The following is a 20939-nucleotide window of genomic DNA, read 5'->3' on the forward strand; positions in this document are numbered from 1 at the left end:
CAAACATCTAAACTAGATGGATAGAAAAAATAAAGCGGGGAATGCGCGTTATTTAGGCTATTGAAAATAAAGCTACCGGGAATCAATGATCCACTCATACATAAACAATCCGTAATCAAGGTTTATCAATCACGTTAAAAATAGTAGAATAGCTGTTTGATTTTTCTTGTTAATTAACTATATTGGAGTTCTCATGGCTTTAGAGCGTACACTTAGCATTATCAAACCAGATGCCGTTGCAAAAAACGTGATTGGTCAAATTTACACACGTTTTGAAAACGCTGGCTTGAAAATCGTGGCTGCTAAATTCACGCAATTGACACAAGCTGAAGCTGAAGGCTTTTACGCTGTTCACAAAGAGCGCCCTTTCTTCAACGACCTGGTTAAATTCATGATTTCCGGTCCTGTGATGATCCAGGCTCTGGAAGGCGAAAATGCCGTCCTGAAACATCGTGAACTGATGGGTGCAACCAACCCTAAAGACGCTGCCCCTGGCACTATCCGCGCTGACTTCGCTGAAAGCATTGATGCGAACGCAGTGCATGGTTCTGATAGTCTGGAAAATGCGGCGATTGAAATCAAATACTTCTTTGGATAATCATTGAATCGACGCCGGAAACGGCGTTTCCTGCTAAAAATGATTTCCTTATGGATTCACGTTTTAAAGCGTCATCATTTTTTAGCACGCCTGCACTGATTTAGCGGCCTGATGATTTAAAGGCGAATAATGCAGAAGGCCAATGATTGAAATCGAGAAATGGAATTTTGGTTAATTTACTGAATTTGAACCAACCGCAACTCGCCGAGTACTTCACCAGTATCGGCGAGAAGCCTTTCCGCGCCAAGCAACTCATGCGCTGGATGCATCACTTCGGGGTACTAGACCTCGACCAGATGACCGATATCGCCAAAGTCCTGCGTGAAAAACTACGCCAGGAAGCCGAATTTAGATTGCCAGATGTACAGTTGGAACAAATTTCCGACGACGGTACCCGCAAATGGCTCATCGGTACAAACAACCTGAAAGACGGCACTTCAAACAGTGTAGAAACCGTTTTTATCCCTGAAGATGACCGTGGCACCTTGTGCATTTCCAGCCAGGTTGGCTGCGCACTTGAATGCACCTTTTGCAGCACAGGTCGCCAGGGCTTCAACCGTAACCTGACAGTATCTGAAATTATTGGCCAGCTTTGGGTAGCCAATCACTCTTTACGCCAGGCTGAAGGCTATAACATGCTGCCCGCGAGTGACCGCATTATTTCCAATGTGGTCATGATGGGCATGGGCGAACCGCTCGCCAATTATGAAAATGTCGTGACTGCCATGCAGATCATGCTGGATGACAGTGCTTATGGCTTAAGCCGCCGCCGCGTGACTTTGTCGACTAGCGGCATGGTACCGGCTATGGATAAATTGAAAGAAGATTGTCCGGTCGCGCTGGCCGTATCATTGCATGCACCTAACGATGCCTTACGTGATGAAATCGTGCCTATCAACAAAAAATACCCAATTAAAGAGCTGATGGCTGCATGTGAACGCTATCTGGTCAAAGCGCCTCGTGACTTTGTCACTTTTGAATATGTGATGCTGGATGGTGTGAATGACACACTTGAGCATGCCAGGCAATTGCTGGACGTCGTGCGCAATGTGCCATGCAAGTTTAACCTGATCCCGTTCAACCCTTTCCCGAATAGCGGTTACGGAACTTCCAAACCAATGCAGGTGCGGGCGTTTCGTGATATGTTAATGCAGGCTGGCTACGTAGTCACTGTACGCAAAACCCGTGGGGAGGATATTGATGCTGCTTGTGGTCAACTGGCCGGCAAAGTGCTCGACAAAACCCGCCGGACAGAAAGAATCATCGCCATACAATCTGGTGCTATCCAGCCTGATGCTTTGCAATCTGGCCAATAAGTCATGAAAAAGAATTTTTTTGCGCAACACTTACTGATATTGCTGGCTGCATGCGTGTGGCTGGCCGGTTGCGCACAAAATCCTTCCACCGGAGCCAATACTGCGCCTTATGATCAGCAGCCCATCGGCCGTGAAACTGGCGATGTGGAATCAGCCCGTGTTCATACCGAACTGGGGGCAGAATATTTCCGCCTCAAACGCTACGATGTGGCACTGGAAGAATTCAATACAGCGATTGAACGTAGTGCCAGCTATGCGCTGGCTTATAACGGCCAAGGGCTGATATATGCAGCCTTAGGCGATAAACCCCGTGCTGAAGCGGCGTTTCAGCGTGCGATTCAATTGCAGCCTGTAAACTCAGAATCTCATAACAACTATGGTCGCTTTTTATGTGACCAGGGCCGTTACGAGGATTCACAAAAAGAATTCATGCTGGCGGTTAAAAATCCCCTGTATAAAACTCCGCAGGTGGCTTACTACAATGCAGCAGTCTGCGCCCTGCGCAGCAAACAGAAACCGCAAGCCGAGGCGTATTTCAGCAAAGCACTGCAAGTTGATCCCTTGGCGCATGCCAGCGCTTACCAATTAGCCAACTTGCAATTTGGCCGAGGCGACGCCACTGCCGCGATGAATACTTTGCAGAATAGTGTCAGCGTTGCCCCTACGCCTGAATCATTGTTGTTAGCCGTCCGCATCTACCGTGCTTTACAAATGCCGGATGAAGCGCATCATTACAGTGTGCAACTGCATAAATTGTTTCCAAATTCCAACGAAACCAAACAATTGTTGAAAATGGAGTAAATGCAAGTGACGTCAGAAGACAGAAATCACGTCAGCGCTCTACAGGCAGAGCAGGCAGAGAAACCCAAACGTGGGCGCAAGCGCAAAGTTGAGACCGGGGCTACGCCTGATCTAAGCTCAGGCAACGGCGCTGAAACCCACACTTTTGATACGCTTTCACCGGCAATTACAGGCGATAATGACAGCATGCAACCTTCTTCACCAGATAACGAATCACCCATCACTGAAGAGTCCCCTGTGGTTTTAACTCCAGGCTCAGGCTGCGGGAATATTTTAAAAGCCGCTCGTGAATCACAAGGCCTCAGCATCCATGAAGTATGCAGCCATCTGCGCCTCGGTCCAAAGCAGATCCAGGCGATTGAACAGGATGATTTTGACAAACTGCCGCAACCCAGCATCGTGCGCGGATTTATCCGCAACTACGCCAAGTTGTTGAACATTGATGTCGCGCCAGTGCTGGAAGCCTATCAGCGCATGGTCCCTAGCACTGCACCTTTGCCACTGAGCGTCAGGTCTAACGCCAGCCCGTCTATTATTGACAAGCCTGCGCGCGCTATTCGCCCGCAACGTATATTAACGTTTTTTATTTTTCTGATCCTGGCTGCGATTCTGGCTTACTTTTACGTGAACCATATCAAACCGCAAGCGCTCAAGAATGCCTCGCTGGCGCTGGATGTAGATGAAATCAGTGAAACCACCGGCCAAGAAATTAATGTTCCGGCACCCATGACTGACCCCGCTGTTCAACCTAGCACAGCGACTGATGCAACAACGGCGCCTGAAACTGCCGTTGCACCCTCAACATTACCAGCGGCAGAAAGTGCGGCTGGTAATCCGGCTGAAGTTGCACCAGCAATCGCTGCGGAACCGGCAAGCACACCTTCATCAACCTCTGATAGCACGATTGTCAGCACCCCTACCCCTGCTGCCAACAATGTTATAGAGAGCACGACGCTTAAATCTGCTGATCCGCAAAAAGCCGTCCTGGTATTTAAAGTCACTGAAGATTCCTGGGTACGCATCGAAGATATGCAAGGTAAAAAAGTCTTGAGTGAAGTGCTGACAGCAGGTAGCGAGCACAATGTGACGGCTGAAAAACCAGTTAACGTCATTGTCGGCCACGCCCAGGGGACGCAACTGACGATTGATAATCAACCTTATGATTTGACGCAGGCGACACGTGGCCGTGTTGCGCGTATTCAACTGAAATAAACATGCTACCACGTCGAAATACCCGCCAGGTAATGATAGGCCACGTCGCAGTCGGTGGTGGCCTCTATGGCACGACATCCTCACCGGTGGTCGTACAAAGTATGACCAATACCGACACGGCAGATGCTGAAGGCACCATACGCCAGGTGTACGAGTTATGGCAGGCCGGTTCTGAGGTGGTGCGTATCACCGTCAACACCGCCGAAGCCGCCGCACAGGTCGCTACCATACGCAAAGGCCTGGATGCGTTGGGTTGCAATGTGCCGTTGGTAGGTGATTTCCATTTCAATGGCCACAAGCTGCTGCAAGCTTACCCCGATTGCGCAGAAGCCTTGGCTAAATACCGCATTAACCCTGGTAATGTCGGTAAAGGCAGCAAACGTGATGAACAGTTTGCCGCCATGATTGAGGCAGCCATCCATTACAAAAAGGCTGTACGTATTGGTGTGAACTGGGGTAGCCTGGACCAAGCCAAGATGGCGCAAATGATGGATGACAATGGCAAATTGGCCGAGCCGTTATCTGCCGATGCTTTGATGCGTGAAGCACTCATTCAATCAGCGCTGGAAAGCGCGCAACAGGCCATCGATCTGGGCCTGAGCCCCGACCAGATTATCATTTCGTGCAAAGTCAGCAACGTACAGGACCTGGTGCAGGTATATACCGACCTTGGCCAGCGTTGCGATTATCCCTTACATTTGGGGCTCACCGAAGCAGGCATGGGCTCAAAAGGGATTGTCGCCTCAACCGCTGCGCTTGCGATTTTATTGCAATCAGGCATAGGCGATACCATACGCGTATCCCTGACACCGGAACCTAACGAATCACGCACTAAAGAGGTCGTTGTCGCGCAGGAAATCCTGCAAACCATGGGCATTCGTTCGTTCACCCCATTAGTCACTGCCTGCCCTGGTTGTGGACGTACCACCAGCACTTATTTCCAGGAACTGGCTTTGCAGATCCAGACATGGTTACGTAACCAGATGCCGGTCTGGCGCAGCCAATACCCGGGCGTAGAATCATTGAATGTAGCCGTGATGGGCTGCGTGGTGAATGGTCCTGGGGAGTCCAAACTGGCCAACATCGGTATTAGCTTGCCCGGCACTGGCGAAACACCGGTCGCGCCGGTGTTTGTTGATGGGGAAAAAACGGTGACCCTCAAAGGGGATCATATAGCCGAGGAATTCCAATTGATCGTTGATGATTATGTACGCGCACATTATGCGGAAGGCGGAAAATTGCGTGCAAGCAAACCCAGCGTGATTCCTATCGTCGCCATCTCCCAATAATTCAAGCAACAAGCGTTAGCAATGACCCAAAAATTCCAATCCATCAAAGGCTTCTATGACATTTTGCCGGAAGCCACCCCGCTCTGGTTCAAACTGGAAGATACCGCACGCAAAATCCTGAGCCAGTATGGCTACAACAATATTCGCATGCCGGTGGTTGAACCTACGGAATTATTTGTACGCAGTGTGGGTGAACATACCGACATTGTCGAAAAAGAAATGTATGCCTGGGAAGATGCGCTCAACGGCGACAAACTCACCCTGCGCCCGGAAGGCACTGCAGGCTGTGTCCGCGCCGTGGTCGAGCACAACCTGACTTACAACGGCCCGCAACGCCTGTGGTATATGGGCCCAATGTTCCGCCATGAAAACGTGCAGAAAGGCCGCCAGCGCCAGTTTCACCAGATCGGTGTTGAAGCATTTGGTTTTGAGGGCCCGGATGTAGATGCCGAGCAAATCGTGCTATTGGCTCGTTTGTGGCAGGCGCTAGGTATTCAGGACGTAGAATTACAGATTAACAGCATTGGTGATGCCGATGAGCGAGCGCAATACCGTGAAACACTGATCAGCTATTTTGAGCAACATGCAGAGCTGTTGGATGAAGATGCAAAACGGCGTTTGCACAATAACCCCTTACGCATACTGGATAGCAAAAATCCACGTATGCAAGCCATGTGTGAGGCGGCGCCTAAACTCATGGATGGTCTGGGTGAAACGTCTAAACAACATTTTGCACAGTTGTGCGCCCTGCTTACTCAGTCCGGCATTGCTTACACCATTAATCATCGCTTGGTACGCGGCCTGGATTACTACAACCGCACCGTTTTTGAATGGGTGACAACAAAACTGGGTGCACAAGGCACCATCGCTGGTGGCGGGCGCTACGATACCCTGGTAGAGCGTATTGGTGGCAACCCTACCCCTGCCTGTGGCTTTGGCATTGGCCTGGAGCGTGTATTTCTGCTAATGCAGGAATACGGCATCAACGCTCAGAACCAGCCAGATATTTACCTGGTTAACGTGGGTGAGCTGGCAGAACAAAAAGCCTTTACCGTGGCGGAAACCCTGCGTAATATGGGGCTGAGTGTGGTCCTGCATGCTGGCGGGGGTAGCTTTAAATCACAGATGAAAAAAGCAGACCGTAGCGGTGCCCGCTTCGCTGCCATTTTCGGCGATGATGAAGCTGCTGCCGATGAAATCAGCTTGAAACCTATGCTGGGTCAGGGCGAACAAACCCGCGTCAGTATTGAGCAAGTGCCGCTGATCGTACAACCGGCTTGAGAAACACAAGGAAAACGGATGTCTAGATTTACATACTCTTTTACATCCTTTTCAACGAAGTTGTTGCCTGCATCCAGAAAAGTCGATTGCGTATTTTTATAGCTTCATGAACGAAATCTTACGTATTGATCAGTTAAGTATCTATCCTGCCCATGCGCCGGAACGAAAACTGGTGCATCACGTATCCCTGTCATTAGCGCGCGGAAAAACCACCTGTATTGTCGGCGAATCCGGTAGCGGAAAAAGCCTCACTGCACTGAGCGTGATGAAGTTACTGTCTCCACAATTACATATGCAGGGCCAGGTGTTATTCCAGGGGCAAGACATCACAGGCCTGGGCGAAAAAGCCATGCAAAGCATACGTGGCCGACAAATAGGCATGATTTTTCAAGAACCCATGACCTCATTAAATCCTGTGTTGACCGTAGGCTTTCAAATCGGTGAACCATTACAAACCCATTTAGGGCTTAAAGGCGTTGCACTCAAACAGAAAGTCGCCGATTTATTGCAGCAAGTAGGTATTGACCCGACCCGTGCCAATAGCTATCCAGATGAGCTTTCTGGCGGCCAGCGTCAACGGGTGATGATTGCCATGAGCATTGCTTGTGAACCGGCTTTACTGATCGCAGACGAGCCTACCACCGCACTGGATGTAACGGTTCAGGCACAGGTATTGGCTTTGTTGAAAGCACTCAAAGACCGTTTGCAAATGGCCATGCTGTTTATCACGCATGATTTTGGCGTAGTGGCGGATATTGCTGATGAAGTCGTTGTCATGTTCAGGGGTGAAATTGTGGAAGTGGGCAGCGTAGAGCAGGTACTGCATAACCCGCAACACCCGTATACCAAAGCCTTGTTAGCTTGCGTACCAGACGCTGAAGGTAAAAAAACACTACAGCCTATGACCTATGATTGGTTAACCCCTGCCTGACGGAGTGCATATGTCTGATTTCATTCTGCAAGCACATCACCTGGTAAAAACTTACACCCAGCGTACTGGCGCACTCGGGTTAGGCAATCATAGCATTCGCGCACTGGATGATGTCAGCCTGCAATTGAAACGCGGTACCACACTCGCGATTGTCGGTGAATCCGGTAGTGGAAAATCCACCTTGGCCCGCGGTATATTACGCTTGTTACCGCTGGATAGCGGCCAAGTGGTATTTGACGGGGTAGATTTCCTGGCACTGGACAAATCTGCTTTACGGGTTGCCCGTCGCGATATTCAAATGATCTTCCAGGATCCATTTGCCTCGCTCAACCCCAGAATACGGATAGGCGACATTATCGGTGAAGGCCTGGTCATCCACCGTATCGGCAATGCCAGCCAGCAGCGAGACGAAGTCATCAACATGCTGGAAAAAGTAGGATTGAAAGCTGAAGATGCGCAAAAGTATCCACATCAGTTCTCCGGTGGTCAGCGGCAACGCATAGGCATCGCACGTGCCTTGATTTTGCAACCCAAGCTCGTGGTATGTGATGAGCCGGTTTCTGCACTTGATGTCTCTGTGCAGGCACAAATCCTGTTGTTGTTAAAACAATTACAACAGGAAATGGGGCTGAGTTACCTGTTTATTACCCACGATTTAAGGGTGGTCAGACATATTGCAGATGAAGTGCTGGTCATGCAAAAAGGCAAAGTAATTGAGCAAGGAAGCGTAGAAAACATTTATAATGCACCCCAGCAAATTTATACACAACAATTACTTAGCGCAATTCCCGGTCAGGGCTTGCGTGCAGCAACCGCATAATCACTCATACTAAAAAATAAGCAGGAAAATATCATGGCGTACGATTTGGAAGAACAGGAACAACTCGACGAATTCAGAGTTTGGTGGAACAAAAACGGCAAGATGGCAATCCGCCTGGTAATAGTTGCTATCGTTGCCTATGCCGGCTGGCAAGGTTACCAATCCTGGATGAACAGTAAAGCCACAGCGGCCTCTACTGCCTATCAAACACTGGTCAGCACTTCATTGCTCGACGTAGATAGCAAAAAAGCCGAGCAAATCTCTAAAGATGCACAAGCATTACAAAATGATTTCAGCATGACACCTTATGCAGGCAGAGCGGCTTTGTTTGCAGCGCGCGCCTTGCATCAGGCGAAACAAAATGAAGCCGCCGAAAAACAATTGCACTGGGCGATGGCTGAAGCGAAAGAACCTGCTATCAAACAAATGGCTGCGATTGAAATTGCAGGTCTGCAAATCGAACGTAATGCACTGGATGATGCCAAGAAAACTCTTGAAGCTATCAACGACAAAGGGTTTGATGGACTGAAAAACACCATGCTGGGTGATATCTACATTGCAAAGAAACAGGATAAAGAAGCGAAAGAAGCCTATCTGCAGGCGCTTAAAGGTCTGGATCCTGAAGGCAAACTGTTTTACCTGACTCAGCAAAAACTGGACGCATTGGGTTAACATGCAGCGCTTGCCCAGTCTCCCTGCCCTGCGTATGAAAAAACCAACCTCGCTTAATGCTTTCACGCTGGCTGCCTTGTTATTGCTTGGCAGCAGCCTAACCGCGTGTACAGCGTTCAATGATGTGAAAACCAATTTGAGTGAAAGTATTTTCGGGGCTGAGCCTGCTAATCCGCCAGTTGAACTTGAAGATATCAAGAGTTCATACGAAACACGCGTAGCATGGTCAACAGATGTGGGCGAAGCGGGTCGTTATACTTACGCGCCGGTGCTGGCTGATAACATGATTTACGCCGTCAATGCCGAGGGCAGCGTGATGCAACTCTCTGCTGACAATGGCAAAATCTTATGGCGCACCGAGCTGGATGAAGCCATTAGCAGCAGTGCTGGCATTGGTGGCGGGCTGGTACTGGCTGGCACTAATAAGGGTCATTTATTTGCGCTGAACATGAATGGCAAAAAACTGTGGAGTGCCATTCTCAGCAGCGAGATTCAGGGACAACCGCGTTACTATGACGGTACCGTCATTGTCCGTACCAGTGATCATCATATTTACGGCATAGATGCTGCGGATGGACGCCGAAAATGGGTATACGAACGTGCTACCCCATCACTGTCACTTAAAAACCAGGCCGGGATTGTCGTGGATGGCGGTGCTATCTACGCAGGCTTCCCAGGTGGCAAACTGGTTGCTATTCGCGCCGACAATGGCAAACTCCTATGGGAAGCCACCGTCGCCCAGCCTAAAGGCGTGACTGAAATCGAGCGTATCGCGGATATCACCAGCCTGCCGTTTGTGGATGGCGCTTTCGTTTATGTAGTTGCTTACCAAGGCAAGGTAGCTGGCGTTGATCGCCAGCGTGGGCAGATTGCCTGGAGCCGTGATATTTCCAGCTATGTTGGCCTGACGGTTGATAACAGCAAAATTTATTTAAGCCACACCATTGGTTCTGTTTACTCTTTGGATAACAGCAATGGTAAAACTTTCTGGCGCCAGGGTAACCTTGGCTACCGCCACCTGACCGTACCATTACCGTTAAGTAATGTGGTTGCAGTGGGCGATCTCGAAGGCTATATACATTTATTAAGTCAGGATGATGGCAGCTTTGTAGGCCGCATTCAGCTTGGCTCCAAACCAATCATGTCACTGGTTGCGGGAACGAATAACCAGTTTCTGGCGCAATCACGTGATGGGCACATTTATGCCGTCACATACAAGTAATGTTACCTACCATTGTTCTAGTTGGCCGACCAAACGTCGGCAAATCCACTTTATTTAACCGCCTGACCCGGTCAAGAGATGCGCTAGTCGCTGACCTGCCTGGGCTGACACGTGACCGTCACTACGGCCGCGGCATGGGCGCAAGCCAGCCGTATCTGGTGATTGATACCGGTGGCTTTGAGCCGACTGCTGATAGCGGTATCTTGAAAGAAATGGCGAAGCAGACTTTACTAGCTATTGATGAAGCGGATGTGATTATTTTCCTGGTGGATGCCCGTGCTGGCCTTACGCCACAGGAATTCACAATTGCGCAGACTTTGCGTAGAGCCCAGCGCCCTGTATTACTAGCCGTCAACAAAACCGAAGGCATGCGCAAAGCCGTTGTCAGCGCAGACTTTCACGAGCTGGGCATCGGCGAGCCACTGTCGATTTCGTCTGCGCATGGCGAAGGCGTGCGTGACCTGATTGAAATCGCACTTGAAACCATTGCTGATAAGCTGGAAGAAGAGTCCGCCCCCGTCAACCCAGATACGCCAAGAATTGCGATTGTTGGTCGTCCAAACGTGGGTAAATCTACCCTGGTGAATGCCCTGCTTGGTGAAGACCGGGTCATTGCATTTGATGAGCCTGGTACTACACGCGACTCAATTGAAATTGAACTGGAAAAAGACGGCAAAAATTACATCATTATTGATACCGCGGGTGTGCGCAAACGCGGCAAAGTGTTTGAAGCGGTCGAGAAATTTTCTGTCGTTAAAACCATGCAGGCGATTGAAGACGCCAACGTCGCCATTCTGGTAGTCGATGCCAAAGAAGGTATCACCGAACAAGATGCGCACGTGGCTGCGTATATCCTGGATTCTGGCCGTGCATTAGTGGTCGCCATTAACAAATGGGACGGTTTGCAAGACGATGAACGTGAGTGGATCAAACGCGAAATTGACCGTAAATTGCAATTCCTGGACTTTGCCAAATTCCACTATATTTCTGCCCTGCGTAAAAAGGGCCTGAATGAATTACTGGGTTCTGTTGATGTCGCCTTTAAAGCGGCAATGGCCAAGCTGGCAACGCCGCAATTAACGCGCGTATTGGGCGAAGCGACCACGCAGCATCAACCTCCAATTACACGTGGAATCCGCCCGAAATTGCGCTATGCACACCAAGGGGGTAGTAATCCGCCGATTGTGGTTGTGCACGGCAATCATATTGATGGCATCAAAGATAGCTATACCCGTTATCTCGAAGGCATTTTCCGCAAAGCTTTCCAATTGGTCGGTACGCCATTAAGAGTGCAATATCACAAAGGTGATAACCCGTTTGATAAAGAAGACGAGCGCAAACAAGGCGAAGGCCTGGTCACCATGCGTCGCCGCAAGAACGAACTCAGAGCAAAACTCAAGCAACGCAACGAAAAAAATAAAACCAAAAAATAATGCTCACTTGCATTCAAATAAAAAAGGGACATTGCTGTCCCTTTTTTATTGCTGTATTTCTATGATTCTAACGTGTGATTAACGTAATGTTGGCAACCATGATTTTGCTGTTGCACCTAACTCTTGCCCCATGCTGGCGCCCAGTTTTTTGGCAAAACGGTCAACCACTGTTTCCTGGTAAGTGAAATCTACAATATCAGATTGTTTGATGATTTCACGTGCTACATAATCCGCGCTGCCTTCAGCATCGGCCAAGCCAAGTTTGATGCTTTCTTCACCATTCCAGAACAAGCCACTGAACGTCTGTTCATTTTCTTTCAGACGGTTACCACGGCCTTCGCGCACCACTTTAATAAATTGTTGGTGAATCTGGTCCAGCATGCTTTGTGCAAATGCTTGTTGTTTTGGATTCACGGGTGAGAACGGATCCAGCATGCCTTTGTTTTCACCAGCAGTCATCAACCGACGTTCTACGCCAACTTTTTTCATTAACTCGGTGAACCCATAGCCATCCATCAGTACACCGATAGAACCAACGATACTGGCTTTATCGACAAAGATTTTATCAGCTGCCACGGCTATGTAGTATCCGCCCGAAGCGCAGATATCTTCAACGACCGCGTATACGGGCACTTCAGGGTGCAATTTACGCTGACGATGAATTTCATCATTAATAATGCCAGCTTGTACCGGGCTGCCGCCTGGGCTGTTGATACGCAGAATAATGCCTTTGGTACCTTTATGGTCATAGGCGTCTTTCAGGCTGCTGATGACAGCATCAGCATTCACCTGGCCACCAGCCTCAATCACACCATTGATGTCTATCAGTGCAGTATGTGCCAGTGAAGAGTTTTTGTTTGCCCCTACCCAGCCCAATAACATCAGTAGCAAGAAAAAAAGGTAGATAAAAGTTAACGACTTGAATAACACAGACCAGCGTCTTGATACTTTTTGCTCTTGCAAGCCGGCTAATGCTATTTTTTCCAGACTGGAAATCGCGGCCCCTTGTGAAGGCTGGTTATTATTCAGTTCTGGCGACTGCTGGTTTTCTTCTTGCATATCAACTTTCATTAATAAATTTTAGTCACACTAGTTTTGGTTACTTCAACAATTTTAATCAGTTTGCCACTAATTAGTCATTCTGCGCTAAAAGAAATGGCTAAAACTGATCCAGATGCACTGTCACAATTCCGTCCTGCTCACTGACTGGGATAGGCGACAATGATTTACCCTGGCATGGCCCCACGATACAACGTCCGCTCTGAGGAGAATACATGGCGCCATGAGTCGCGCAAATCAACCATTCCTGGGTCATATTGAAAAATTTCCCATGTTCCCAGTCCAGCTCTACCGGTACATGCGCGCAACGATTCACGTACGCATAGGGTTTACCCTGAAAACGCACGACAAAACCAGTGGCGTGTGGCCCCAATATAGGCATGGCAAAGCGCAGCCCATCACCCTTCTCCAGCAGATCGTCGCTGTTAAATTTCAATATGGTTTCATTCATATGGATTCCAGCAACCATGCGCTCAATGTTGTCACATCATTAAACATATGATTCGGGGAATACTGCTGTAAATGTGTGGCAGTTTGCGAGCCGTATGTCACGGCAGCTGTGATTACACCGGCATTTTTGCCCATTTGCATGTCATATTGCGAGTCGCCTATCATCAAGGTGCGCTCAGGCATGACCACCAGTTCATCCATCAACTCATCCAGCATTTGCGGATGTGGCTTCGAAAAACATTCATCGACCGTTTTGGTAGCACTGAAATATTTAGCCAGGCCAGATTGCTGCAAAGCAGTGTTCAATCCTCGTCGGCCCTTACCGGTAGCAACAGCCTGCTTACAGCCTTTTCGGGAGATGCTGGCAATTGTCTCAGCAATACCGGAAAACAGCAGAATAGTATTTTCAGCTGCGTAATAATGCTGGTTGTAATGGGTGATCAGCGCCTGTGCCTGAAAGTTGGGAATATCGCCAAAAAGTACCTCAATCGATTCACGCAAACCCAGACCGATGATGCTGTGCGCACGCACTTCACTTAATGCGGGCAAACCTGCTTCGGCGGCCGCTTTAATCAGCGCCTGCGTAATCATGCCGGTGGAGTCCGCGATGGTGCCATCCCAATCCCAGACAATTAAATCAAACTGCTTCACATGTAACCTTCGTTTTTTAGATCAAGAAAAACATTATTCAGCATTTAGTTGACGCTGATATTGCAGGAAATTTTCCAGTTCTTCCGGTAAAGGAGCCACTAAATGTAACGGCTCTCCGGTTAATGGATGCGCAATACGCGTTTCGCTGGAATGTAAATACATACGCTTCAAGCGCTGTTTGCTTAGCTGCTTGTTTAACGCAAAATCGCCATATTTATCGTCACCGAGAATAGGAAAACCCAAATAAGACAATTGCACGCGTAACTGATGCGTGCGTCCGGTAATCAATTTCGCCTGTAATAAACTATATTGCCCAAGTGGTTCTTGCAAATAAAACCAGGTTTCAGAAACTTGAGTTTCAACCTCAAACCTGCCTTTGGCTGCCTGCTGTTTTGCAATCACACCACTGGATTTGAGCGATTTACGGCCGCCAGGTTCAGTGTTGAGTAAAGGTTGCTCAACTACATGTACTCGCCGCTCGCCACTTTCAGTGACAAACTTCTGCAAATCCAGCGTGACTTTCTTTTTCGCATCCTGCCACTGCCCCTGCACCATCATGACATAGCGTTTATCCATCTTGTGCTGGCGCATGGCTTCATGCAAAGCTGTTAAGGCAGAGCGCTTCTTGGCAATCATCAGTACGCCGGAAGTTTCCCGGTCCAACCTGTGCACTAACTCAAGAAATTTCGCTTGTGGCCTTTCCAGGCGTAATTGCTCAATGACACCAAGGCTGATGCCGCTGCCACCATGCACCGCCATACCGGCAGGTTTATTCAAGGCTAGCATGGCGTCATCTTCATAAATGACCATCTCTGCAAGCTTGGCTTTCACTATTGGCAAACCAGGTTTAGGCGCAGCTTCCGCAATACGTATGGGTGGCACCCTGACCTCGTCACCGAGTTGCAAACGATATTCGGCAGTGACCCGCTTTTTATTGACACGCACTTCACCGCTACGCAAGATGCGATAGACATGGCTTTTAGGAACGCCTTTGAGCACCTTAGCCAGGTAGTTATCCACGCGCTGTGTTTCAGACGCTTCATCTACAAGCAATAGCGTTACCCGGTCACTGGCCGGTTTATCCTGATGGCTGAAAGGCTTTTCAGGGCTTGCAGACGTCACCTGTAATGGTGATGATTGTGAATTCGAGGTCATATGCAGGTGTTGCTTTGCTTTATCAGGACTTATAGATATACTGTCGGCATTCTGGGTCTGCGTTTTTTCCGGTTTCGTCGACGATTTTTTATGATGCCGACATCGAAATAACCATTGTTACAGCCGCCATTTTACTGGCTCCGCGTGTAAATTCAGAATCAAAAAATTTTGGTGAATACCGCTCGCCATCAAGTAGCGATAATTAATAGAAATACGAAACGCGAAGCTCAAGCAGAATAATTAATGATATGAGCCCGGCGTTTGCCAAACCCGAATTTTAACGAATTTAGACTCTGCATAGGGTTTTATTTTAGTAGATAAATAGTGTTGGATCATACAGGTGGATAACAATCCAACACCTGCCAAACCTTTCATCAAGCTAGACTCTGTCAGATATATTGAGTATCAATATGATTGCCCTTGCGATTCATTGACATACTTAAATATTGTGCATATTGATGCATGCATTGCTTCACTGCTTTGCAATTGCCATTGCACTTACCCCACGTTAGATTCAGGTGGTTGATTCACAACCCTGGCTCGCCCTGTACTCATTCGTATTCTGCAGCTTCGTTTAGGAGCACTGCATGAAAAGAATGTTATTTAACGCAACGCAATCAGAAGAATTGCGCGTTGCCATTGTCGATGGACAAAAACTGATTGACCTGGATATTGAACATGCTGGCAAAGAACAGCGTAAAAGCAATATCTACAAAGGGGTCATCACCCGTATTGAACCTTCCCTCGAAGCCGCCTTTGTCGACTATGGTACCGACAGACACGGCTTTTTGCCTTTCAAGGAAATCTCCCGCAGCTACTTCAATGATAAACCTGAAGGTCGCGCCCGTATCCAGGATGTGATCAAGGAAGGCCAGGAAGTCATCGTCCAGGTGGATAAAGATGAGCGCGGCAGCAAAGGCGCCGCCTTAACTACCTTTATCTCGCTGGCCGGCCGTTACCTGGTGCTGATGCCTAACAATCCACGCGGAGGTGGTGTTTCCCGCCGTATTGAAGGTGAAGACCGCAATGAATTGCGCGACACCATGGCACAACTTGAAGTGCCAAATGGCATGAGCATTATTGCGCGTACTGCCGGTATTGGCCGTACCGCTGAAGAGTTGCAATGGGACCTGAATTACCTGACCCAATTATGGCAGGCCATTGAAGATGCTTCCAACTTCCAGCCTGGCGCCTACCTGATTTACCAGGAAAGCAGCCTGGTCATCCGTGCGATCCGTGATTACTTCAGTGCTGATATCGGTGAGATCCTGATTGATACCGTTGACGTACATGAGCAAGCTTTACAGTTTATGAATCACGTGATGCCAGGCAATGTCACACGCGTCAAACTGTATCAGGATGAAATTCCGTTATTCTCCCGCTTCCAGATCGAACACCAGATTGAATCGGCATTCTCACGGGAAGTGCGCCTGCCTTCCGGCGGTGCGATTGTGATCGACCATACCGAAGCGCTGGTATCGATAGATGTCAACTCAGGCCGCTCAATTAAAGGCGCTGATATTGAACAAACTGCATTCAATACCAACCTGGAAGCAGCGGAAGAAGTGGCACGCCAGATGCGCCTGCGTGACCTGGGTGGCCTGGTCGTGATCGACTTCATCGATATGGAAAACCAGCGCAACCAGCGTGACGTGGAAAACGCACTGCGCGATGCATTGCACCACGACCGTGCACGTGTCCAAATGGGCAAGATATCACGTTTTGGTCTGTTAGAGCTTTCACGCCAGCGCCTGCGTCCTAGCCTGGGTGAAACTAACCATATGACCTGTCCGCGTTGTAATGGTACCGGTCATATCCGTGGCATTGAATCAACTGCATTGCATATTCTGCGCATTACACAAGAAGAAGCGATGAAGGACAACAGTGCGATCATCCAGGTGCAACTGCCTGTTGAAGCCGCGACTTTCCTGCTCAATGAAAAACGTGCAGATATTCACAAAATTGAACAACGCACCGGGGTTGAAGTTATCCTCATCCCAAACATTCATATGGAAACGCCTAACTACAATATCGTGCGTATCCGCCTGGATGATGTAAACGAAGAAACCAATCAAGCCAGCTACAAAATGGTAGATCTGCCAACTGAGTCAGATTACCAGCACCGTTTAGAACAGGCAGCTGCCCCAGGCAAAGTTGAAGCATTGGTAAAAGGCATTACCCCGGCAACCTCTGCACCCATCGTGGAAGAGAAGCCTGTTTACGTAGCCGTAGAACCTAAAAAATCATTCTTCGGTGTGATTAAATCCTGGTTGGGCCTGGAAGAAAAAGAAACTGTGGTAGAAGTCACCAAGCCAGCCAGAGAAAACAAAGACAATGGTCGTGACCGTAATAAGAACCGTAATCGTCGTGACCGTGACCGCCAACGCGAACGTCCACAACAAGAACGCGGCGAACGCCAGGCTAAAGACCAAGATACGTCTAATAAACCTAGACAGGAGCGTCCACAACAAGAACGCCCGCTGCAGGAAAGAAATAATCAGCAAGAAAGAAACAATAAAGACAGGCAACCACGTCAACCCGCGCAAGAAGCAGTAAAAACGGATGCTAACCAGGCGGCATTAACTGCGCAGCCAGCTGAGAATAGAGAGCGTAGCGAGCGTGGTAATCGTCGTAACCGTCATGGTCGTCGTGATCGTCGCCCGCGTGATGAATCTGCTAACAGCGAAAATGCAGAAAATTTAAACAACAACCAGACGGTTGAAGCGCAATCAGTAACGCCTACGCAAGCGCCTGCTGTAACAGCGCCCGCGGCCAATACTGAAGCAAATACACCAGTCGTTGAAACCAAGCCAGCGGCAAAAGCTAATGTTGCTGAAACTATTGAAACGGCTACGCCAGCAAAAACAACTGCTGAAGTGAAAGCCAATGAAAACGCTGGATCTGACGAAGCCGGTGCAGAAAAACCGGCCCGTAATCGCTCCCGTGGCGGCAAAGCCGCTAACAAAACGCGTAGTAAAGCCGCAGATGAAGCGTCGGCTAGCGCTGCGCCAGCGATTGAGTTAGTTGAAACCGCAGCATCTAGCAAAGCCAGCAATGAAGCGGCTACTGAAAAACCAGAAGCCCAGAAAAAACCGGCTGCTCGCAAGCGCAAACCAGCCGCTGCCAAAGAAGCTAACGCTTCAACTGCAGACTCAGGTATTCAACTGGTAGAGACTAATTCTGGTGAAAGCAAAACTGCAGAGACTAAAACTGCGGATGCGCCAGCTAAACCTAAGAAACCACGTGCTACTGCCAAGTGGAAAAAAGATGAAGCTGCCACTGGTGAAGCGAATCAAATGGTGATGGTAGAAACGCAGAAGAAAGAGTAGCTTTCACTTCTGGTGTTATACCTAACCAGCAAAAAAAGAGAGCCATCACTGGCTCTCTTTTTTTTATGAGGTGCTTTTTTAAAGATGCATTTCTACATGCTTACTGCCAGCGCAGCACACACCAATAACCAATCATGGTCAGTACAATCGATACAATCACATGGCTGCTAATGTGGAGTACCGCCCAACCATAACTTTGTTTCTGCATGAGGGTAAAAGCCTCTGCCGAAAAAGTGGAGAATGTCGTTAATCCGCCGAGGAAACCGGTAGTCATCAATAAACGCCACTCCGGTGATAAATTTGGCACACTTTGCAATATGCCAAGCGCAACGCCCATTAATAAACCGCCTATCGCGTTGGCTAAAAAAGTCCCCAGGGGTATGACCCCTACCCCATTCAAACTGACAGACAAGCCCCAGCGTATCCATGCACCAACACTCGCTCCTACCGCTACTGCTAGCCAAGATTTCATTTTATTGTCCTTCTAAAACCAATTCAGGCAATGTATCATAACTCGTTAACGATACTGCCAATCTACCTCATTCTGTTTGATTTAAAGAGATTCCCTTGCGTTTATTATTTGCCACCTCAGAAATTTTCCCATTGATCAAAACAGGAGGCTTAGCAGACGTCAGCGGCGCTTTACCAACAGCACTATTTGCCGCCGGAATGGATATACAGATTGTGTTACCCGCCTACCGTGGCATGCTGGCCACCTGCGAATCACCGCGATGGCTTGGATCATTGCAGGTGTTTCATGATATCAACTGTGATATTTACCAGACCAAACTTCCGGGTACGCAGATTCCCCTACTCTTGATTGATTACCCCCAACTTTATGACCGAGAAGGTGGGCCTTACCACCATCCCGTGTATGGCGAATGGCAGGATAATGCTTTACGTTTTGGCGTACTTTCTAAAGTAACCGCCTTATTGGCGATTCCTAATGCATTACAAGCATGGAAACCGGAAGTGGTCCACTGTAATGACTGGCAAACCGGCCTTACCCCTTACTATCTACGCCAGATGAACAGTGAAGCCAAGTCTGTTTTCAGCATTCATAATTTAGCATTCCAGGGTAATTTTCATGCAGATTGGCGCTTCCGCCTCACCCTGGATGAACAGGATTTCAAAGTAGACGGCTATGAGTTTTATGGCCAGATCTCCTTCATGAAAGCAGGTATTTATTACGCTGATTCCCTATCTACAGTCAGCCCGACCTATGCCAGAGAAATTCAAACCGAGCAATTTGGTTTCGGCTTTCAAGGCTTGCTGAAACATCGCGCAGCAGACTTGACCGGCATTTTAAATGGCATTGACACGCAGGTATGGAATCCGGCGACGGATGCCTATCTGCCAGTACATTACCATGTTGATAAATTGCGCTGCAAAAAAGAGGTTAAACATGCGCTGCAAACTGAACTGGGATTAGCACAACAGGCAAATGTGCCTTTGCTTGGCGTTGTCAGCCGGCTGACGCACCAAAAAGGCCTGGATATGCTGGCTACGATTTCCCATCAACTGTTGGAAAGCGGTTGTCAATTAGCGGTATTGGGAAGCGGTGAACCTTTGCTGGAGCAACAGTATCAAGCGCTCATGCAGCAATATCCTGGGCAAGTGTCTGTCACCATCGGTTATAACGAACCGCTATCTCATCGCATCATGGCAGGTACGGATATTTTTGTGATGCCTTCTCGCTTTGAACCCTGTGGCCTAAACCAAATGTACGGCTTGCGCTATGGCACAATTCCCCTAGTCGCCAAAACCGGCGGCTTAGCGGACTCAGTGCATGGTGGTGAAATTAAGGCAGAAGGCGTGCCTGCAAACATGACAGGATTTGTAATGCCGCAAAATAATCCGTGGACACTTTTGGTCACATTGCGTCAGGCAATTAAGGTATTTGCCAATCCTAGTCAGTGGCAACAACTGCAAAAACAGGCCATGCTACAAGATGTCAGCTGGGAAACCAGGGCTGAAAACTATTCAAACCTTTATCAAACCGTTGTTTTAAAATAAAAAAATCAACTCTCACTTTTAAGCCATAAAAAAGGAAGAGAGCTGGCACAGAAGATGCTTATTACTAATCAAGCTTCTCCAAAGCTAACTTCTCCTCCCTCAGGACGCCCAAGTAGGCGTCCTTTTTTTATCTATTACTCAGTCTTGGCCGGTGGTGTCATGACCAGGAAATGTTCACGGTAATACTTCAGCTCATCAATGGATTCGTAAATATCAGCCAATGCTTCATGGCGACTGGCTTTTTTAAAGCCTGAATAGATGTCCGGGCGCCAGCGACGTGACAACTCTTTAAAAACGCTGACATCCAGATTGCGGTAATGAAAGAATTGCTCCAGACGCGGCATGTAACGCGCCATAAAACGTCTATCCTGACAGATAGAGTTGCCACACATAGGTGATTTACTCGCAGGCACATGTTCTTTCAGGAAAGCCAGCATTGCATCAGTAGCCGCTTCTTCATCCAGCGTAGAGGCTTTTACTTTATCAATCAGGCCACTGCGGCCATGCGTACCTTTATTCCATGCATCCATGCCATCCAGCACAGCATCAGATTGATGAATGACCAAAACGGGAGACTCTGCAATCACATTGAGTTGCGCATCTGTCACAACAGCTGCCAGTTCAAGAATACGATCTGTATCCGGTAGCAAGCCACTCATTTCCATATCCAGCCAGATTAAATTGTCCTGATTAGTCGCCAATTG

19 protein-coding genes are annotated in these 20939 nt (G+C 48.5%); 13 read left to right on the top strand and 6 right to left on the bottom strand.

All coding sequences use genetic code 11. From position 1 onward, the window contains the following. Nucleotides 1-193: 193 nt before the first annotated feature. The 11 genes from ndk (at nt 194) to der (ending at nt 11575) form a co-directional block, all read left to right on the top strand. Nucleotides 194-598 carry a nucleoside-diphosphate kinase gene (gene ndk, locus ASG24_RS00915; RefSeq protein WP_055825381.1) on the top strand — a complete coding sequence of 135 codons (405 nt, stop codon included), beginning with the start codon at nt 194-196 and terminating at the stop codon, nt 596-598. A 167-nt stretch (nt 599-765) separates the two neighbouring features. Next, a complete protein-coding gene (gene rlmN, locus ASG24_RS00920; RefSeq protein WP_055866784.1) occupies nt 766-1914 on the top strand; it encodes a 23S rRNA (adenine(2503)-C(2))-methyltransferase RlmN in 1149 nt (382 codons plus the stop codon). A 3-nt stretch (nt 1915-1917) separates the two neighbouring features. Further along, a complete protein-coding gene (gene pilW / locus ASG24_RS00925) occupies nt 1918-2715 on the top strand; it encodes a type IV pilus biogenesis/stability protein PilW (protein ID WP_055866788.1) in 798 nt (265 codons plus the stop codon). After that, nucleotides 2716-3927 (top strand): RodZ domain-containing protein, encoded by a 1212-nt coding sequence (locus tag ASG24_RS00930; protein ID WP_055866792.1) that lies wholly within the window; start codon nt 2716-2718, stop codon nt 3925-3927. It begins immediately after the preceding gene. A gap of 2 nt (nt 3928-3929) precedes the next feature. Next, nucleotides 3930-5216: a flavodoxin-dependent (E)-4-hydroxy-3-methylbut-2-enyl-diphosphate synthase gene (gene ispG / locus ASG24_RS00935; protein ID WP_082487944.1), complete on the top strand. Its 1287-nt coding sequence runs from the start codon at nt 3930-3932 to the stop codon at nt 5214-5216. A 21-nt stretch (nt 5217-5237) separates the two neighbouring features. Beyond that, nucleotides 5238-6497 carry a histidine--tRNA ligase gene (gene hisS, locus ASG24_RS00940; RefSeq protein WP_055866794.1) on the top strand — a complete coding sequence of 420 codons (1260 nt, stop codon included), beginning with the start codon at nt 5238-5240 and terminating at the stop codon, nt 6495-6497. Nucleotides 6498-6603: 106 nt separating this feature from the next. Further along, entirely contained in the window at nt 6604-7428 is an 825-nt protein-coding gene (locus tag ASG24_RS00945; protein ID WP_055866796.1) for an ABC transporter ATP-binding protein, read from the top strand. 10 nt (nt 7429-7438) lie between these two features. Continuing rightward, nucleotides 7439-8248, top strand: a complete 810-nt coding sequence (locus ASG24_RS00950; RefSeq protein WP_082487945.1) for an ATP-binding cassette domain-containing protein — start codon at nt 7439-7441, stop codon at nt 8246-8248. Between the two features lie 33 nt (nt 8249-8281). Next, nucleotides 8282-8920, top strand: coding sequence for a tetratricopeptide repeat protein (locus tag ASG24_RS00955; RefSeq protein ID WP_055866800.1), 639 nt, complete (start codon nt 8282-8284; stop codon nt 8918-8920). 34 nt (nt 8921-8954) lie between these two features. Next, entirely contained in the window at nt 8955-10142 is a 1188-nt protein-coding gene (bamB, locus tag ASG24_RS00960; RefSeq protein WP_235562269.1) for an outer membrane protein assembly factor BamB, read from the top strand. Next, nucleotides 10142-11575: a ribosome biogenesis GTPase Der gene (der, locus tag ASG24_RS00965; protein ID WP_055825400.1), complete on the top strand. Its 1434-nt coding sequence runs from the start codon at nt 10142-10144 to the stop codon at nt 11573-11575. Before bamB ends, der begins: the two co-directional genes overlap by 1 nt. Before the next feature lie 78 nt (nt 11576-11653). Here der and ASG24_RS00970 read toward each other — a convergent pair whose 3' ends face one another. The 4 genes from ASG24_RS00970 to ASG24_RS00985 all read right to left on the bottom strand — a co-directional run bounded on the left by ASG24_RS00970 (nt 11654) and on the right by ASG24_RS00985 (nt 14890). Further along, nucleotides 11654-12634: a S49 family peptidase gene (locus ASG24_RS00970; RefSeq protein ID WP_055866805.1), complete on the bottom strand. Its 981-nt coding sequence runs from the start codon at nt 12632-12634 to the stop codon at nt 11654-11656. 100 nt (nt 12635-12734) lie between these two features. Further along, nucleotides 12735-13085, bottom strand: a complete 351-nt coding sequence (locus tag ASG24_RS00975; RefSeq protein WP_055825408.1) for a Rieske 2Fe-2S domain-containing protein — start codon at nt 13083-13085, stop codon at nt 12735-12737. Next, nucleotides 13082-13735, bottom strand: coding sequence for an HAD family hydrolase (locus ASG24_RS00980; protein WP_055866808.1), 654 nt, complete (start codon nt 13733-13735; stop codon nt 13082-13084). The genes ASG24_RS00975 and ASG24_RS00980 overlap by 4 nt, the downstream gene beginning before the upstream one ends. Nucleotides 13736-13768: 33 nt before the next feature. Then, the gene (locus ASG24_RS00985; protein ID WP_082487946.1) at nt 13769-14890 is read right to left on the bottom strand and encodes a pseudouridine synthase; all 1122 of its coding nucleotides are present in this window, start codon (nt 14888-14890) and stop codon (nt 13769-13771) included. Nucleotides 14891-15477: 587 nt separating this feature from the next. Here ASG24_RS00985 and ASG24_RS00990 point away from each other — a divergent pair. Then, nucleotides 15478-18219 (top strand): Rne/Rng family ribonuclease, encoded by a 2742-nt coding sequence (locus ASG24_RS00990; RefSeq protein WP_055866818.1) that lies wholly within the window; start codon nt 15478-15480, stop codon nt 18217-18219. Nucleotides 18220-18319: 100 nt separating this feature from the next. Here the strand turns inward: ASG24_RS00990 and crcB are convergent, their stop codons facing one another. Further along, nucleotides 18320-18691, bottom strand: coding sequence for a fluoride efflux transporter CrcB (crcB, locus tag ASG24_RS00995; protein WP_055866820.1), 372 nt, complete (start codon nt 18689-18691; stop codon nt 18320-18322). A gap of 95 nt (nt 18692-18786) precedes the next feature. Here crcB and glgA point away from each other — a divergent pair, with 95 nt between their 5' ends. Then, nucleotides 18787-20235 carry a glycogen synthase GlgA gene (gene glgA, locus ASG24_RS01000; RefSeq protein ID WP_055866823.1) on the top strand — a complete coding sequence of 483 codons (1449 nt, stop codon included), beginning with the start codon at nt 18787-18789 and terminating at the stop codon, nt 20233-20235. 134 nt (nt 20236-20369) lie between these two features. Here glgA and orn read toward each other — a convergent pair whose 3' ends face one another. After that, on the bottom strand, nt 20370-20936 hold the full coding sequence (gene orn / locus ASG24_RS01005; RefSeq protein WP_055825424.1) for an oligoribonuclease: 567 nt from the start codon (nt 20934-20936) through the stop codon (nt 20370-20372). Between the last annotated feature and the right edge of the window lie 3 nt (nt 20937-20939).

Source organism: Methylophilus sp. Leaf414 (assembly GCF_001425425.1).
Classification (GTDB): domain Bacteria; phylum Pseudomonadota; class Gammaproteobacteria; order Burkholderiales; family Methylophilaceae; genus Methylophilus.